The 16461-nt window shown below is 71.3% G+C and carries 14 protein-coding genes and 1 tRNA gene; 5 read left to right on the top strand and 10 right to left on the bottom strand.

Going from position 1 to position 16461, the window contains the following annotated elements; all coding sequences use genetic code 11:
- Positions 1–103 precede the first annotated feature (103 nt).
- The 4 genes from ABIB53_RS05350 to ABIB53_RS05335 form a co-directional block, all read right to left on the bottom strand.
- Positions 104–973, bottom strand: a complete 870-nt coding sequence (locus tag ABIB53_RS05350; protein ID WP_354587414.1) for an amino acid ABC transporter permease — start codon at positions 971–973, stop codon at positions 104–106.
- Positions 970–1650 carry an amino acid ABC transporter permease gene (locus tag ABIB53_RS05345; RefSeq protein ID WP_354587413.1) on the bottom strand — a complete coding sequence of 227 codons (681 nt, stop codon included), beginning with the start codon at positions 1648–1650 and terminating at the stop codon, positions 970–972. The genes ABIB53_RS05350 and ABIB53_RS05345 overlap by 4 nt, the downstream gene beginning before the upstream one ends.
- Positions 1651–1745: 95 nt before the next feature.
- Positions 1746–2579: a glutamate ABC transporter substrate-binding protein gene (locus tag ABIB53_RS05340; protein ID WP_201465255.1), complete on the bottom strand. Its 834-nt coding sequence runs from the start codon at positions 2577–2579 to the stop codon at positions 1746–1748.
- 55 nt (positions 2580–2634) lie between these two features.
- Entirely contained in the window at positions 2635–3375 is a 741-nt protein-coding gene (locus ABIB53_RS05335; protein ID WP_068272648.1) for an amino acid ABC transporter ATP-binding protein, read from the bottom strand.
- 127 nt (positions 3376–3502) lie between these two features.
- Here ABIB53_RS05335 and ABIB53_RS05330 point away from each other — a divergent pair, with 127 nt between their 5' ends.
- Positions 3503–3724 (top strand): hypothetical protein, encoded by a 222-nt coding sequence (locus tag ABIB53_RS05330; protein ID WP_068272645.1) that lies wholly within the window; start codon positions 3503–3505, stop codon positions 3722–3724.
- Positions 3725–3966: 242 nt separating this feature from the next.
- Here ABIB53_RS05330 and ABIB53_RS05325 read toward each other — a convergent pair whose 3' ends face one another.
- From ABIB53_RS05325 to ABIB53_RS05305, 5 genes are all read right to left on the bottom strand, one after another.
- A complete protein-coding gene (locus tag ABIB53_RS05325) occupies positions 3967–4944 on the bottom strand; it encodes a type IV toxin-antitoxin system AbiEi family antitoxin domain-containing protein (RefSeq protein ID WP_354587412.1) in 978 nt (325 codons plus the stop codon).
- Between the two features lie 252 nt (positions 4945–5196).
- Positions 5197–7038, bottom strand: coding sequence for a phosphoenolpyruvate carboxykinase (GTP) (locus ABIB53_RS05320; RefSeq protein ID WP_354587411.1), 1842 nt, complete (start codon positions 7036–7038; stop codon positions 5197–5199).
- A 262-nt stretch (positions 7039–7300) separates the two neighbouring features.
- Positions 7301–7819 carry an SRPBCC domain-containing protein gene (locus ABIB53_RS05315; protein ID WP_354587409.1) on the bottom strand — a complete coding sequence of 173 codons (519 nt, stop codon included), beginning with the start codon at positions 7817–7819 and terminating at the stop codon, positions 7301–7303.
- Positions 7820–8038: 219 nt separating this feature from the next.
- A tRNA-Arg gene (locus tag ABIB53_RS05310) sits at positions 8039–8111 on the bottom strand.
- An 87-nt stretch (positions 8112–8198) separates the two neighbouring features.
- Positions 8199–9161 (bottom strand): LysR family transcriptional regulator, encoded by a 963-nt coding sequence (locus ABIB53_RS05305; protein WP_354587408.1) that lies wholly within the window; start codon positions 9159–9161, stop codon positions 8199–8201.
- A gap of 175 nt (positions 9162–9336) precedes the next feature.
- Between ABIB53_RS05305 and ABIB53_RS05300 the strand changes: the two genes are divergently transcribed.
- The 3 genes from ABIB53_RS05300 to ABIB53_RS05290 are packed head-to-tail and all read left to right on the top strand — an operon-like array spanning position 9337 to position 12232.
- Positions 9337–10590 carry a CitMHS family transporter gene (locus ABIB53_RS05300; protein WP_354587407.1) on the top strand — a complete coding sequence of 418 codons (1254 nt, stop codon included), beginning with the start codon at positions 9337–9339 and terminating at the stop codon, positions 10588–10590.
- On the top strand, positions 10587–11912 hold the full coding sequence (locus tag ABIB53_RS05295; protein WP_354587406.1) for an acyclic terpene utilization AtuA family protein: 1326 nt from the start codon (positions 10587–10589) through the stop codon (positions 11910–11912). Before ABIB53_RS05300 ends, ABIB53_RS05295 begins: the two co-directional genes overlap by 4 nt.
- Positions 11909–12232, top strand: coding sequence for an AtuA-related protein (locus ABIB53_RS05290; protein ID WP_123091459.1), 324 nt, complete (start codon positions 11909–11911; stop codon positions 12230–12232). Before ABIB53_RS05295 ends, ABIB53_RS05290 begins: the two co-directional genes overlap by 4 nt.
- A gap of 88 nt (positions 12233–12320) precedes the next feature.
- Here ABIB53_RS05290 and ABIB53_RS05285 read toward each other — a convergent pair whose 3' ends face one another.
- Complete coding sequence (locus ABIB53_RS05285) at positions 12321–13172, bottom strand: class I SAM-dependent methyltransferase (RefSeq protein ID WP_354587405.1); 852 nt, start codon at positions 13170–13172, stop codon at positions 12321–12323.
- A gap of 140 nt (positions 13173–13312) precedes the next feature.
- Between ABIB53_RS05285 and ABIB53_RS05280 the strand changes: the two genes are divergently transcribed.
- Positions 13313–16333, top strand: a complete 3021-nt coding sequence (locus ABIB53_RS05280) for a M36 family metallopeptidase (protein WP_354587404.1) — start codon at positions 13313–13315, stop codon at positions 16331–16333.
- Positions 16334–16461 lie beyond the last annotated feature (128 nt).

Raw genomic sequence — 16461 nt, 5'->3', positions numbered from 1 at the left:
GTCGCGCGAGGCGACGTCGGCCAGGTGTGCGATACCGACAGTACCTGCTACCGCGCGTACCGGTAACCCCGCGTCTCAGGTGAGGCCCACCACAGCCCCGACGTCACATGCCGCCGGCTGGCTGCGGCCCCGCCTCGTCGACCGGCGCCGCCCCACCGGCGACCTTGCCCCGGCGGTTGATCCGGCGCTCGAGGTAGCCCGCGAAGGTCGTCAGCGAGAAGTTGAGGACGATGAAGATCAGCGCGGCGACGACGAGGGGCTGCAGGGTGTTGCCGCCGGCGGCGAGGTTGCGCGCCTGACGAAGCAGCTCGGGGTAGGTGATGATCGCGCCGAGCGCGCTGTCCTTGAGGATGACGACGAGCTGGCCGACGAGCGCGGGCAGCATCGCGGTGATCGCCTGCGGCAGCTGGATCGCGCGCAGGGTCTGCCCCGGGGTGAGACCGATGGACAGCCCCGCCTCGCCCTGCCCCGCGGGCAGCGAGCCGACGCCCGAGCGGACGAGCTCGGCGATGACGGCGCCGTTGTAGAGGGTCAGCGCCGCGACGACGGCGACGAAGGGGTTGGTCTCGGGCGCGAAGACACCGCGCAGCGCGAGGAAGTAGAAGAAGGCGATCATCATGATGAGCACCGGCACGCCGCGGAAGAACTCGACGACGATGCCGCTCACCCAGCGCACGGCCCGGTGCTGCGAGAGCCGTCCCATGCCGAAGACGAAGCCGAAGACGAGGGCGAGGACGACGGCGACCGCCGCCGAGCGCAGCGTGCTGATGATCCCGGGGACGAAGTAGAACTCCCAGGACTGGCGGGTGAACATCGCCGTCCACTTCGCCGCCTCGAGCTCTCCGCGCTCCTGGAGCCGGCTGAGGGCCACGTAGACGAGCCCGGCGAGGACGAGCGCGGAGAGGATCGTGAGGATCAGATGACGCCGGCGGGCCTTGGGGCCGGGGGCGTCGAAGAGGACCGAGGTGCTCATCGGCGCACCGCCACCTTCCGCGAGAGCGAGGTCAGCCCGACACCGATGGGCAGGGTGAGGGCGAGGAAGAAGAGGGCGATGAGCCCGAAGAGCTGCCACGTGAGGTCGGGGCGGAACTCCAGCCCCTCGGCCATGAAGTACGAGGCCTGCGCGACCCCGATGATCGAGGCGACCGTCGTGTTCTTGATGAGCGCGATGAGGACCGAGGCGAGCGGCGCGACGGCCCCGCGGAAGGCCTGCGGCAGCACGACGTGGCGCAGCGACTGGCCGAAGCCCAGCCCGATCGAGCGGGCCGCCTCGGCCTGGCCGGGCGGCACGGTGTTGACGCCGGAGCGCAGCGCCTCGCACACGAAGGCCGCGTGGTAGACCGACAGCCCGAAGATCGCCCAGCGCACGGCCTCGTCGACGAGCGCCGTCTGGCTGGTCTGGTCGACGATCGAGATGCCCAGACGGGTGCCGAGCACGGTGAGCGAGAAGAGGACGACGAGCGTCAGCGGGGTGTTGCGCACGACGTTGACGTACGACGTGCCGACCCCGCGCAGCACGGGGATCGGGCTGACCCGCATCACCGCGAGGAGCGTGCCGAGCAGGCTCGCCCACAGCGCCGACCACAGCGAGAGCTTGATGGTCATCCAGAAGTAGGACCAGACCGGGAACTGGTCGAAGAGCTCACCCATGCTCGGGGCGCTCCTTTCGCTGCGGCGGAGAGAGGGTCGGGACGGGACGAAGGGGGCGCGGCAGCCGCGCCCCCTTCGTCACCGCGTCGAGAGGGTCAGGCGCACTCGTCGACCTTCGGCGGGTTCACCGAGTCGTCGACCTCGAAGCCGGCCGGGCCGAAGTTGTCGTCGACCGCCTTCTGCCAGGCGCCGTCGTCGACCATCTTCGTGAGGGCCTCGTTGATCTGGGTGCACATCTCGGTGTCGCCCTTCTTGATCCCGACGCCGTAGCGCTCCTCGGAGAAGGTCTTGCCGACGACCTTGAGCTTGCCCTTGTAGGTGTCCTGCGCGGCGTAGCCGGCGAGGATGGTGTTGTCCGTCGTCAGGGCGTCGAGCTGGCCGTTGACGAGGCCGTCGAGGCACTCGGAGTAGGTGTCGAACTCGCGCAGCTGCACGCCGGGCACCTCCTCCTTGACGTTCTCGGCGGAGGTCGAGCCGGAGACCGAGCACAGGCGCTTGCCGTCGAGGTCGTCGACGCTGGCGATGTCGGAGTCGTTGGCGACGAGGAGGTCCTGACCGGCGATGAAGTACGGACCGGCGAAGGAGACCTTCTCCTTGCGCTCGTCGGTGATCGAGTAGGTCGCGAAGATCATGTCGACCTGACCGGTCTCGATGAGGGTCTCGCGCTGGGGGCTGGGGGCCTGGACGAACTCGACCTCCTTGCCCATCTCCTTGGCGACGTAGTTGGCGACGTCGACGTCGAAGCCGCTGTAGGTGTCGCCCTCCTTGAAGCCCAGGCCGGGCTGGTCGAACTTGATGCCGACCTTGACGGTGTCGCCGGAGCCGCCGCCGTCGCCCCCGGCGTCGCCGCCCGAGTCGCCGCCGCAGGCGGTCAGACCGAGGGCCAGGGCCGCGGCGGAGCCGATGGCGAGGATGCGTCGCTTGCTCATGATTTCTCCTTCGTCGGGGCCGCGGTCACGGCCCGTGGGGGTCGATCGAGGTGGGTCAGTGGGTGAGGATCTTGCCGAGGAAGTCCTTGGCCCGGTCGCTCGTGGGGTTCGTGAAGAACTCCTCGGGCGTGGCCTGCTCGACGATCTCGCCGTCGGACATGAAGACGACGCGGTCGGCGGCGCGGCGGGCGAAGCCCATCTCGTGGGTGACGACGATCATCGTCATGCCGGTCTGCGCGAGCTGGGTCATGACGTCGAGGACCTCGTTGATCATCTCCGGGTCGAGGGCCGAGGTCGGCTCGTCGAAGAGCATGATCTTCGGGTCCATCGCCAGGCTGCGGGCGATGGCGACGCGCTGCTGCTGACCGCCGGAGAGCTGGGCCGGGTACTTGCCCGCCTGGTGGCCGACGCCGACTCGCTCGAGGAGCTCCATGGCGCGCTTGTTCGCCTCGGCCTTCTTCTTCCCGCGGACCTTCATCGGGCCGAGGGTGACGTTGTCGAGGATGCTCTTGTGCGCGAAGAGGTTGAAGGACTGGAAGACCATGCCGACGTCGGCGCGCAGCCGCGCGAGCGCCTTGCCCTCCGAGGGCAGCGGCTCGCCGTCGATGGTGATCGTGCCGGACTCGAAGGTCTCGAGCCGGTTGATGGTGCGGCACAGCGTCGACTTGCCCGAGCCGGACGGCCCGATGACGACGACGACCTCGCCGCGACCCACGGTGAGGTCGATGTCCTTGAGGACGTGGAGGTCGCCGAAGTGCTTGTTGACGCCGTCGAGCACGACGAGGGGATCAGCCATGCCGGGCAACCTAGTCGCTGCGGGGCGGCCCGCCCCCTCCCCCGGCGCGGCCGTTGCCAAAGGGTGACCCGCCCCCTTCGCCTGTACCGGTCGCCGTCGACGAGCGGTCACGTCCTACGCTCAGGCCATGGCCAAGCACATCCCCAAGGACCGCACCGGGCTGAGCCTGGGCTACCGGGCGCTGTGGCGCACCCGCTACGTGCTCTACACCTTCTTCGGCCCGGCGACCCAGAGCGGGATGCGCGACCCCCACTACCGGATGCGCGCCGAGCGCCTCGAGCGCGTCAACGCCGCCCGCGCCGCCCAGGGCCTCGAGCCCGTCGAGGACGTCGACCCCCGCACCCGCTGACGCAGAGGCTGGCACCAGCCCCGGTTGCAACCCGCGCACCTGCCACCATCCCGAGCACTCCCCCGAGACGTTGGCACCAGCCCTGGTTGCAACCCGCGCACCTGCCGACATCCCGAGCACTCCCCCGAGACGTTGGCACCAGCCCCGGTTGCAACCCACGCACCTGCCAACATCCCGAGCACTCCCCCGAGACCTTGGCACCAGCCCCGGTTGCAACTCACGCACCTGCCAACATCCGAGGCTCATGATCCACGCGCCCGTCGGATGAGACCCGCGACGTACGACGGGCGGTCGAGGTCGGCCCAGGTGAGGCGGATGACGCGGTAGCCGAGAGCCCGCAGCCGGTCCTCGCGGATCTTCTCCGCCATGAGAGCATCACGCCCCTCGGCGCCGTCGTACTTCACCGCACCGTCGAACTCGACGACGACATCGCCGTCGACGAGGAAGTCGACGCGTCCGACGAAGTCACCGTCGTCGTCGTAGATCGCCACCTGGCTACGGACGTCCAGACCGAGCTCGACGAGCACGAGCCGGGCTCTCGACTCGCCCACCGACTCGCATCTCGGGTCGCTGAGGCGGATCAGCCGGTAGCCATGAGACCTCGCGCCCGCCCCGACGAGCCGAGCGACGACCGCTTCGACCTCGGGAGTGGTGCACCGTCCCTCGTGGAGGGCTGCATCGAGCGCGACAAGGGCATGGGGAAGCCCGTGCCCCAGAAGTGTCTGGACAACCGCGACGGGGATCGGCACAGCACGCGATGACCCGGTCGGAGCCGACCCCGCGCCCACGAGACGCCCGCTCTCGAGCTCGTCGGGGGTGGCCCCGCTCACCTCGGGGTCGATGGTGCTGATAGCGCGAGGGTAGAGGCGGAAGCCGCGGTCACGTCTGACCCGGAGCACGTCCGAGGCCAGCTCGACGTCGGCGAGGTGGGGGTCGAGCACCGGGAGCCCGTGGAGGGCCAGAGCACTGCGATGGCTGGAGATGTCATGGGCATTCTGGCGGGCAGCGAGGACGGCACGCGTCCGCATCGCGAACCGCTCGGTGGGATCGGCTCCTTCCCACGCGGCGCCGAGGACGTAGGCGTTGCGTCGCACCCGGATCGCCTCACCGCTGCGGCAGATGCGACGTAGATGCCGGTCGTCGAGGTCGAGGGCCAGCACGTCGGCCCGGGTGAAGACGTCTCCTCGGGCGACCGCCCGTGCGACGAGTCGTGGGTCCATCACCTCATCGTTGCGGCGCACCCACCGACCGGCACTCAGTTCTCCACAGCCCCCAGAAGTTGGCAGATGCTCGGGTTGCAACCCGGGCGCGTGCCGACATCCCGGAGGGGTGCTCGGGATGCCGACGTCTGCGGGGGTTGTGACTCAGGCCGGCGCCGACATCTGCGGGTCGGCGGGTGCACCGTGCGGCGACGCACGAGACCCGCGCACCCGGTGGTCGGGTGCGCGGGTCTCGTGCTGCGGCGAAGGGTGTCAGCCCTGGAGGTCCTCGAGGTCCTTCGCGACCCGGCGGTGCGCCTGCCAGATCTGCTCGGGCAGGTCGTGGAACTGCTGGAGGTGCTCCTCGCGGTAGCCCATCTCCTCCTGCCAGCGCGCCTTGTCGATCGTGAGGACGGTGTCGAGGTCGGCGAGCGCCTGCTCGTCGAGGCCCTCGAGCAGCAGCTCGTCACGGGTCGGGATGACGCCGACCGGGGTGCGCTGGCCGGTAACCTCGCCGGCGCGGTACTGCATGAGCCACACGAGGGGACGCAGGTTCTCGCGGTAGCCCGGCCACAGGAAGCGGCCGTCCTCGCCGCGCTGGAACCAGTTGACGTGGGCGAAGACCGGCTGGTTCTTCGCCTGGCCGACGACGTCGAGCCAGTGCTGGGCGTAGGCGCCCTCGCCGTAGCTCATGAAGGGGCGCATCGACATCGGGTCGTAGCGCAGCACGCCCTCCTTGCCGTCCGCCGCCGCGGTCGCCTCGGCGCCGAGCGTCAGCCCGTCGTAGACGCCCTCTGCGAGGTCGTCGATGGCGCGGATGAGCGGCTCGCGGTCGCGGGTGCGACCGCCGAAGATGATGCCGTGGATCTCGACGCCGCGGGGGTCCTCGTAGTCGTCGGCGACGTTGGGCACCTGCGACAGGACGGTCGTGAAGCGCGAGTTCGGGTGCGCCCAGGGGGCGTCCATCTCGTCCTCGGACCGGTCGGCGATGCGCTCGCCCTTCCAGTCCAGCCAGCCGTCGAGGTCGCTCGGGCGCTCGCCGCGGCCCTCCCACCACACGTCGCCGGTCTTCTCGTTGTAGGCGACGTTGGTGAAGATCGCGCCGGAGCCGGGCTGGATCGACTCGATCGCCGTCGGGTTGGTCTTCTCGTTCGTGTCCTTGGCGACGCCGAAGACGCCGTTCTCGGGGTTGAAGCCGCGCAGGACGCCGTCCTCGTCGACCCAGATCCACGCGATGTCGTCGCCGTAGAACTCGACGTAGTAGCGGTCACCGAGGGCGTCGGGCGCCAGGGTCATCGCGAGGTTGGTCTTGCCCGAGGCGCTGGGGAAGCCGCCGGCGATGTTGTACTTCTTGCCGGTCTGCTTGTCGGTGATGCCGAGGAGCATGAACTGCTCGACGAGGAAGCCGTTCTTCCACCCGTCGTAGGAGCCCTGGCGCAGGCCGTGGGCGATCTTGCCGAGCAGCGCGTTGCCGCCGTAGGAGCTGCCGAAGTGCAGGATCGTGCGCTCGTCGGCGACGGTGACGAAGTTGCGCATGTCGTCGGGCGTGCCCTGCTTGAGGTTCTCGAGGTCACCGGTGACGTGGACGGCGCGCACGAAGTCGTCACCCATGTCGTTGACGTACTCGACGCCCACGCGGGCCATGCGGATCATCTGCATGACGACGTTGCGGTTGTCGGTGAGCTCGACGCCCGCCGCGAACTTCGCGAGGGCGGACCCCTTCGGCGCCATGAGGTAGGGGATGACGTACATCGTCTTGCCGGCGAGGGCGTCCTTCATGTGGCCCTCGACGACCGGGCGCACCTCGGAGGCCGGCTTCCAGTTGTTGTACTGGCCGCGGTCGGCCTCGTCGCTCGTCGCGACGATGGTGCGCTCCTCGGAGCGGGCGGTGTCCTTGCTGAAGGAGCGGGAGTAGTACATCCCCTCGCCCGCCGGCTTGAGCTCGCCGGCCTCGAGCGCCTCCTGCACGAGGCGCGCGTCGTCAGCAGCGCTCACGACCTCGATCCGCTCTGCACCGGTGTGCTCGGCCCACTGGCGCACGAACTGCGCCACGGACTCGTTGGTCAGACCTGCCGCCTCGAGCGCCTGGTCCACATCGGCCGTCGTCGTGATCACGCTTCTCCGCCCTTCGATGACACCCCGGCGCGTCCGCGCCGGGACCGCAGGACGTCGTCGGGTGACTCGTCTCGTCACCACGGGCGACGGCGTCCGCGGGCCCACCTAACCACGCCAAGGACCCCCGCTAGACCACCCGGCCGGGGATCGCCAGGAAAGTGTGAGCCACTCGTCACGAGCCTGCTGACCAGGCCTGATGCCGGGCAGAGAACGGCCCCGAACTTGCAACGTCCTGCAAGAAACAAGCCCCGCCCGGCGCTCGTCAGCCGAGCAGCCCGAGCCGCTGGTAGAGCGGGTGCAGCACCTCGAAGCGCGCGCGGGCGTCGCAGCGCTCACCCCCGCCGAGGTGGGAGACGAGGTCCTCGACGTGCACCTGGTCGCCCGCTGCGTAGGCGGCGACCTGGTCGAGCGGGACGCCGTGGTCCTCGACGATGAGGTGGGTGCACTCCCCTTCGACGTCGAGGCTGATCTCGAAGCGCCCGTCCGGCTGGTCCGGGGTGCTCGTCTCGACGACGAGGCGCTCGCCCGGTCGGCACTCGCGCACCCGGACCACGCCCTCCCAGCCGGTCGCGACGAAGCGGGCTCTCAGCTCGCCCCCTTCGCGCAGGTCGCCGTCGACCTCACCGAGCCACACCGCCAGGCGGTCACGACTGGTGAGGGCCGACCACACGTCGTCGGGCGCCGCCCGGACGCGGTCCTCGAGACGCACCACGCCGCGGCCGTCCTCGGCGCGCAGGCTGCCGAGCACCCGTGCGCTCTCGTGCTCCTCGGGCGTCGTCACGCCGGCCACCCCCGCCGCGCACCTGACCGGAGCAGCCGACGGTCCAAGAGCAGCATCGTCCCCATGCCGGCGAGCGTAGGGCAGCAGGTCGGCGTGGACCGTCAGGAGGTCGCGGCCGCGGTCGGCTCTCACACCTCGACCACCCCTGGGGACACGACGAGGGCCTCGGCCGGCGCATCCGCCGGGCCGAGGCCCTCGTCCCTCTGTCTCAACACAGAGTGCGCCCGAAGGGATTCGAACCCCTAACCTTCTGATCCGTAGTCAGATGCTCTATCCGTTGAGCTACGGGCGCGTGTCTCCTGGCGTGACGCCTGGCGACGAGGGCCGACTTTACCCCGTCCGTGCCGAGCAGACGAAATCGGCCGTCGAGGCCCCCTGCTCAGCGCGTCGCGGCGCCCGCCCAGCCCGCTCCCGGAGGGAGCCTGACCGCCTCGTCCGGCAGGGATCGCAGCACCTCGAGCATCGTGCGCACGGCCGGGCTCGGCTGACGCCGCGGGTCGGTGAGGACGCCGACCTGACGGCGCACGACCGGGTCGACGAGCGGCACGGGCACGAGCTCGGCGAAGGCCATGAGCGGCACCACGAAGCCGGGCACCGCGGTCACGCCGAGTCCCGCCGCGCACATGCCCGCGACCGTCGCGACGTTGCGCGCGGTGAGCCGCCGACGCGGCTCGACGTCGCACTCGGCGAAGGTCGCGTCCGTGATCGCCCGGATCGAGCTCGCCTCGTCGAAGGAGATGAAGGGCTCGCTGGCCAGCTCGGCCCAGGCCAGCTCCGCGCGACGGGCGAAGGGGTGGCCTCGCGCAACGAGGCACACGAGGTCGTCGCCCGCGACCACCTCGAAGCGCAAGGGGTCATCCCCCTTCGCCCCGGGCGGGCCACCGGTCTCGGCGGTGAGGGCGAGGTCGACCCGGCCGGCTCGCACGGCCGCCGCGAGCTGGGCGGCGAGCGAGTCCTCGAGCTGCACGTCGACCCCCGGCAACGCCTCGCGGAAGCGGTCGACGACCTGCGGCAGCAGCGTCGCGGCGAGCGAGGGGAGCGCGGCGACCCGCAGCACCCCCCGCTGACCCTCGAGGTAGCCGCCGAAGTGCGCCAGCTCCTCGTCGTAGACCCGCAGGATGCGCTCGGCCATCTCGATGAAGGCGACGCCCTCGGCGGTCGGCGCGACGTGCCGGGTCGTTCGCGCGAAGAGCTGCACGCCGCACGCCCTCTCGACCTCCGCGACCGTGCGGCTCAGCGAGGACTGGGCGACGTGCAGCCGGCGGGCCGCCTGGCTGAAGCTGCGATGGCGCGCCACGGCGACGACGGCGCGGCACTGCGCGAGTGTCGGGTTGATGCTCACAGCCGATCAATCTATCGAGAAGAGGTGTTGGACACGCATAAGTAGGCGCGGACACACTCGGTCGGTCGGCGCCGACGCCTCGGGGCCGATCCGTCCCCACGGAGGTCTCGTCATGCTCGCCGTCCTCGGATTCGCCACCGTCGGCGTCTTCCTCGCCCTCACCTTCACCCGCTAGGTGTCGGTGCTGCTCGGGCTCGTCCTCGTGCCCGTCGTCTTCGGGGTCCTCGGCGGCTTCACCGGCGAGCTCGGCGAGTTCATCGCGAAGGGGCTGCTCACCGTCGCCCCCGTCGCGATCATGATCGCCTTCGCGATCCTCTACTTCAGCCTCATGGTCGACCGCGGGCTCTTCGACCCCGTCATCCGGGTCGTGCTGCGCTGGGCTGGTGCCGACCCGATGAAGATCGCGCTCGGCACGGCGGTGATCACCCTCATGGTCGCCCTCGACGGCGACGGCGCCTCGACCTTCCTCATCACGGTCTCGACCTTCCTGCCGATCTACCGTCGCCTCGGGATGAGCCCGCTCGTGCTCACCTGCGTCGTCGGTCTGGCCGCCGGCGTGATGAACATGATCCCGTGGGGCGGCCCCACCGCCCGGGCGATGGCGACCCTCGACCTCGACAGCAGCGAGATCTTCGTGCCGGTGATCCCGGCCATGGCCGCCGGCATCATCTGGGTCCTCTTCGCCGCCGCCTTCATCGGGCGCCGCGAGCGCGACCGCATCCGGGCCAAGGACGCCGAGGACGGCGTCGACCGCTCCGACATCACCGCCCTGCTCCAGCTGCCCGAGCGCCCGCAGGTCGGCCGTCAGGCGCGCTGGGTGCAGGCGGTCAACGTGCTCCTCACGCTCGGCCTCGTCGTCATCCTGCTGCTCCAGCTGCTCGAGCTGCACGTCGTCTTCGTCGTCGCCTTCGCCATCGCGCTGCTCGTCAACCTGCCCCGGTGGGAGGACCAGCAGGCGCTCTTCGAGCGGCACGGCGGCAACGTCGTCATGGTCGTCGCGATGATCTTCGCCGCGGGCGTGCTCACCGGCATCCTCAACGGCAGCGGCATGATCACGGCGATGGCCGAGTCGCTCGTCTCGGTCATCCCGACCTCCGCCGGGGGCTCGCTTCCGGTGCTCACCGCCATCACCTCGATGCCGGCCAGCCTCGTCTTCACCCCCGACGCGTACTACTTCGGCGTGCTGCCCGTGCTCGCCGAGACGACGACCTCGCTCGGCGGCGACCCCGCGGAGATCGGCCGGGCCGCGATCCTCGGCCAGATGACGACCGGCTTCCCCCTGAGCCCGCTCACGGCCGCGACCTTCATCCTCGTCGGGATGAGCGACGTCGACCTCGGGGCCCACCAGCGCCGGCTCTTCGGCTGGGCGCTCGGCACGACGCTCGTCATGACGACCGTCGCCCTGCTCACCGGGGCGATCAGCTGGTGAGCGCCGTCGACCGCACCCACGTCCGCATCGGCAGCGGCGCCGGATTCGCCGGTGACCGCATCGCCCCCGCCGTCGACCTCGTGCGCGACGGGCAGCTCGACGACCTCGTCCTCGAGTGCCTCGCCGAGCGCACCATCGCCCTCGGCCAGCGGAGGCGTCGCGCCGACCCGACGACCGGCCACGACGACCGGACCTCGCGCCGGCTGCGCGCGCTCCTGCCCGAGGCCCTCCCCCGTGGCACGCGCATCGTCAGCAACCTCGGCGCCGCGAACCCGGCGGCCGCCGCCCGCGAGACCGTCGCGGTCGCCGAGCAGCTCGGGCTGCGCTGCCGGGTGGCGGCCGTCACCGGTGACGACGTGCTCGCCGGGCTCGACCTCGAGCAGCCCTCCCTCGAGCACGGCCGCCCGCTGTCGTCCTACGGCGAGATCATCTCGGCGAACGCCTACACCGGCGCCGCCACGCTCATGGCCGCGCTCGACACCGGCGCGGAGGTCGTCCTCGCCGGCCGCGTCGCCGACCCCTCGCTCTTCGTCGCCCCGCTCGCCCACCGGCTCGGCTGGGACCTCGACGACCCGGCCCTCGCGGCCCACGGCACGCTCGTCGGCCACCTCCTCGAGTGCGGCACCCAGGTGAGCGGCGGGTACTTCGCGGACCCCACGTCCCCCTTCGGCGCGAAGGGGGTGCCCGACCTCGCCCACGTCGGCCTCCCCTGGGCCGACGTCAGCGCGGACGGCACGGCGACGCTCGGCACGGTCGACGGCACCGGCGGCCGGCTGGACCGCGCGACCGTGCGAGAGCAGCTGCTCTACGAGATCAGCGACCCCGGCGCGTACCTCACCCCGGATGTCACGCTCGACCTCTACGGCGTGCAGCTCGAGACGGCGGGGCCGAACCGCGTGCGGGTCAGCGGTGCCCGCGGACGTCCCGCCCCCGAGCAGCTCAAGGTCAGCGTCGGGTACGCGGCCGGCTACCGCGCGGAGGGCGGCATCTCCTACTCGGGGCCCGGGTGCGTCGAGCGCGCCCGGCTCGCCGGTGAGGTGGTCACGACGCGGCTCGCCGCGCTCGGCATCACCCCGCGCGTCGACGTCGTCGGCGCGGGCACGGGCGTCGACCTCTCCGACACCCGGCTGCGAGTGGCCGCCACCGCGCCCGACGCCGACACCGCTCGTGAGGTGTGCGACGAGGTCGAGGCGCTCTACGTCAACGGCCCGGCCGGTGGCGGTGGCGTGCGCACCCGCGTCGAGGAGGTCATCGGCATCGTCTCGACGCTCATCGACCGCTCTGCCGTCCGTACCCACGTCGACGTCCTGGAGACCCGATGACCGACGTCCTGCTCCACGAGCTCGCCCACGCCCGCGCCGGCGACAAGGGCGACACCTCGATCCTGTCCGTCTTCCCCCTCGACGACGCCGACTACGGGTGGCTGTGCGAGGTGCTCACCGTCGAGCGCGTCGTCGAGCACCTCGGCGAGCACCTGCGCGGTCACGTCACCCGCTACGAGGTGCCGCTCGTCCAGGGCGTCCAGCTCGTCTGCCAGCACGCGCTCGACGGCGGCGTCACGACATCTCTGGCCGTCGACACGCACGGCAAGGCGCTGAGCAGCCGGCTGCTCGCCATGCGCGTCCCCGCCCCGGCGCGGTGACCCGGCAGTAACGGGACCTGTGGGGGCCTAGCCCGCTCCATGCGGGGGCAAGGCCCCCACGGGTCCCGTTACTGCTGGGTAGCCTCGGTCAGCCGCGCCGGACGGCCTGCAAGGTGTACGTCAGCGGCAGCCGGTCGTCGCCCTCGGCGAGGCGGTACTCCCCCGGCAGCTCGGGGTCGGCCACCATCTGGTCGCCGAGCGCGAGGTAGGGCACGGTGCGGTGCTCCTCGAGCGCGACGACGTCCATGCCGTGACGGGTCAGCGCCGTGAAGATCTCGCCCAGCCCGTGGTTCCACTCGTGCGTCACGGTCGCGGTGATGCCCCCGTCGCTCCCCGGCGCCGGCTCGACGTAGGTCGAGGCGTCGTCCCACACCGTCGGCTCCGGCGTCTCGAAGTAGGGATACGCGAGGACGACGAGACCGTCCGGGCGCGGGTCGTCGCACGCCCACAGCACGGGGTGCGCCTCACGGATGAAGAGCCGGCCGCCGGGCCGCAGCAGCGCGGCGACCGTCCGGGCCCACCGGTCGATGCTCGGCAGCCAGCCGAGCGCGCCGATCCCGGTGTAGACGAGGTCGAAGGGAGCGTGATCGGCGAGCGCGCTCGGCGCCGAGTAGACGTCGGCCTCGACGTACTCGACGTCGGCCCCGGCGTCCGCCGCGAGGCGACGTGCCGCGGCGAGCGAGGAGGGCGAGAGGTCGAGCCCGACGACCCGCGCCCCGAGCCGGTGCAGCGACAAGGTGTCGGTGCCGATGTGGCACTGCAGGTGCACCGTGCGCAGCCCGCTGATGTCGCCCAGGCGCGGGCGGTCGAAGGCGACGACATGGCTCAGCTCGTGCTCACCGGACAGCAGCCGCTCGCGGTCGTAGCCCGGCGAGTGCTCGTGGATACCGGCCCGGTCGTCCCAGTTCGCGCGGTTCACCGCGAGGTAGTCGTCGCTCACGCCGCGAGTGTGCCACCGGCCCCTACCACCGGCAGATCCTGAACAAACCCAGACCAAGAGGTGATGCGCCTCATACCGCTTCCTGGATTGACTGACCGCACCGTGCAGCCGCCCCTACCGGGGCCGACCAGGGAGCATCCATGACCAGACACCCACGCCGTGGGCTGACCACGTCGGCAGCAGTCGCCGCCTCAGCAGCCCTCGTCTTCGCGATGGCCGTCGACGGGGCGAGTGCCGCCCCGAGCGAACCGCCCTCGCCCTCCACTCCGACCGGGGTACCGGCCGCCGGGGACGAGCACGCGCACGACCTCCTGCCCGACGTCGACAACCGCAAGGGCAGCGCCAAGCCGTCGAGCGCCCAGCGCTCCGCCGGCAAGGGCCTGTCGGCCAAGAGCGCAACCGCCCGCTCGGCCACCTCGGAGCCGGTCGTCACGTGGAACCGCTTCGGCTCCGTGGACACCGTGACCCCGACGTCGGCGAGCTCTCCCCTGGCCACCGGTCTCGGCTCCGACCCGGTCGACGCGGCTCGCGCGTACCTCGAGGACAACGCCACTGCCTTCGGGCTCACCTCGGCCGACATCTCGGCGATGGAGCACGTGACGACCAACGAGGTCGGCAAGAGCTCGGTGGTCATGCTGCGCCAGGTCATCGACGGCGTGCCCGCCGGCATCGACGGCATGGTCGTCGTCGCGGTCGACAAGGGCTCGGTCCGCTACGTCAGCTCCACGCTGGCCCCGGTCGACGGCGCCACCGGCGCCCGCAAGGCGGCCGCGCTCACCCCGGAGGAGGCGCTCGGCAAGGCCGCCGAGGACGTCGGCGCCGACGCGAAGGGGATCAAGCGCGCGGGCTCTGCGCAGCGCAGCTCCGGCAAGGGCTGGACCGACATGACCGCCTCCGGTCTGCACGGCACCCAGCAGGCCAAGCTCGTCGCCGTCCCGGTGCCGGGCGAGGACCCCCGCCAGGCCTACCAGGTCGTCGTCCGCGAGGACCAGGACAGCGGCTACTCCGTCTACGTCGACGCCCAGAGCGGCGAGACGATCGCCCGTGAGGCCCTCGTCGACTTCGACTCCGACAACCCGCGCTGGAAGGTCTTCACCGGCACCCCCAGCGGTGTCGAGGGAGCTCCCGACACCCGCGTCGAGTGGTGCTGGACGGCAGCCGCCGGCTGTGCCGAGACGGTGGCCAACCCCGCCTCTCCCCTCGCCTGGGACGTCGACCCCGCCACGAAGCTCAGCACGACGACGACGAGCGGCAACAACACCTTCGCCGGCGAGCGCTGGCTGGGCACAGGCCCCGTCACCCCCGCCGCGCTGCGCGGCGACCGCAACTACGTCTACAGCTGGACCAACCAGTGGGCGAACAGCAAGTGCGACCCGGCGAGCTACACGAGCGCGGCGCGCAACGACATCGACGCCGCGACCGCCAACCTCTTCGGCATGCACAACCGCATGCACGACTGGGCCTACAACCTCGGCTTCACCGAGAAGGCCTGGAACTTCCAGCGCGACAACTACGGCAAGGGCGGCATCGGCAACGACCCGACCCTCGGCTACTCCCAGTCCGGTGCGCTGCGCGGCGACCGCAACAACGCCAACTTCGGCACCCCGCCGGACGGCGTGAGCGGCTACAGCAACATGTACCTGTGGCAGCCGCTCGCCGGCGCCTTCTACGCCCCGTGCGTCGACGGCGACTACGACATGTCGGTCATCGGCCACGAGTACGGCCACGGCATCAGCAACCGCATGGCCGGCGGTCCCGACATGGGTCTGTCCGGCCTGCAGGCCGGTGCGATGGGCGAGAGCTGGTCGGACCTCATGGCGACCGAGTACCTCCAGGAGTGGGGCTACGCGCCGGTCGGCCCGAAGGCCACCCCGATGGGCTCCTTCGTCACGGGCAACCCCGACCGCGGCATCCGCAACTACAACTTCAGCGACAGCCCGCTGAACTACAGCAACGTCGGCTACGACCTCACCGGCCCGCAGGTGCACGCGGACGGCGAGATCTGGTCGGCCACGCAGGGCGACATCCGCAGCGCCTTCATCGGTCGCTACGGCGCCGGCACGGCCGAGGAGCAGAAGGCGTGCGCCTCGGGCACCAAGGCCGTCAACACCTGCCCGGGCAACCGTCGCTGGATGCAGCTCGTCTTCGACGCCTGGCTGCTCATGCCGTCGGGCTCGGTGAGCATGATCGACGCGCGCAACGCGATGCTCGCCGCCGACCTGCTCCGCTTCGGCGGGGCCAACCAGGACCTGCTGTGGGACGGCTTCGCCGGTCGCGGCATGGGTGACGGGGCCTCGTCGCGCAACGCGGCCGACTCCGACCCGGTCCCGTCCTTCCGCTCCCCGTACTCCCGCTCGGCCACGCTCACCGCGGCGCCGACCGACGAGGACGGCCGCCCGGTCCCCGGGACGAAGGTCTACGTCGGCGAGTACACCGCTCGCTCCACCCCGGTGGCCGACACCGACCCGGCGACGGCCCTGCCGGCGACCTTCGAGATCGGTGCCGGCGAGCGCACCTACACGGTTACCGCACCGGGCAAGGCGCAGACCCGCGTCACCTTCTCCGCCAAGGCCGGTCAGACCCGCAACATGCCGGTCAAGCTCATCGACAACCTCTCCGACACCACCGCCGGTGCCACCATCACCGGTGAGGGCACCGCGGTGCAGGCGATGGCCGACGGCGACGAGGGCACGACGGGCACCACCGTCACCACCCCGACGGCGGCGCAGCGGTCCTTCACCATCGACCTCGTCGGTGGCCGCCAGCAGGTCCGCAAGGTCCAGGTGAGCGCTCTCCCGCAGCCGGGTGTCGCCGGTCGCTTCCAGAACGTGCGTCAGTTCACGATCTCGACGTGCGACGCCAAGGGTCGCGTCACCTGCTCGCAGGACGCCGACTTCAGCGAGGCCTACACCTCGCCCGCGGACGCCTTCCCCGGGGACGCCCCGCGGCCGGTCGCCCCGGAGCTGAAGATGCGCACCTTCGAGATCCCGCGCACCCCGGCGACCCACGTCAAGGTCGAGCTGGTCACCAACCAGTGCTCGGGCGGGCCCGCCTTCCAGGGCGAGCAGGACAACGACCCGAACAACGCGACCGACTGCACCACCGCGTACTCCGGTGCCGCGAAGATGGCGGTGACCGAGGTCCAGGTGCTGCGTCGCTGACGCGGATCCGCATCGCATGACCGGGCGCGCCCGGGCCGACTCGGCCCGGGCGCGCTCGTGCGTCGCACCGGCGGGGCGAAGGGGGTGCACGCCGGGCCCTCCTCACCGCGCCGGGAGGCGTCGGTCGG

Source organism: Janibacter sp. UYMM211, assembly GCF_040547045.1.
GTDB lineage: Bacteria > Actinomycetota > Actinomycetes > Actinomycetales > Dermatophilaceae > Marihabitans > Marihabitans melonis.
The sequence above is the reverse complement of the archived record's forward strand: the minus strand, read 5'-3'. Positions and strand labels throughout refer to the sequence as shown.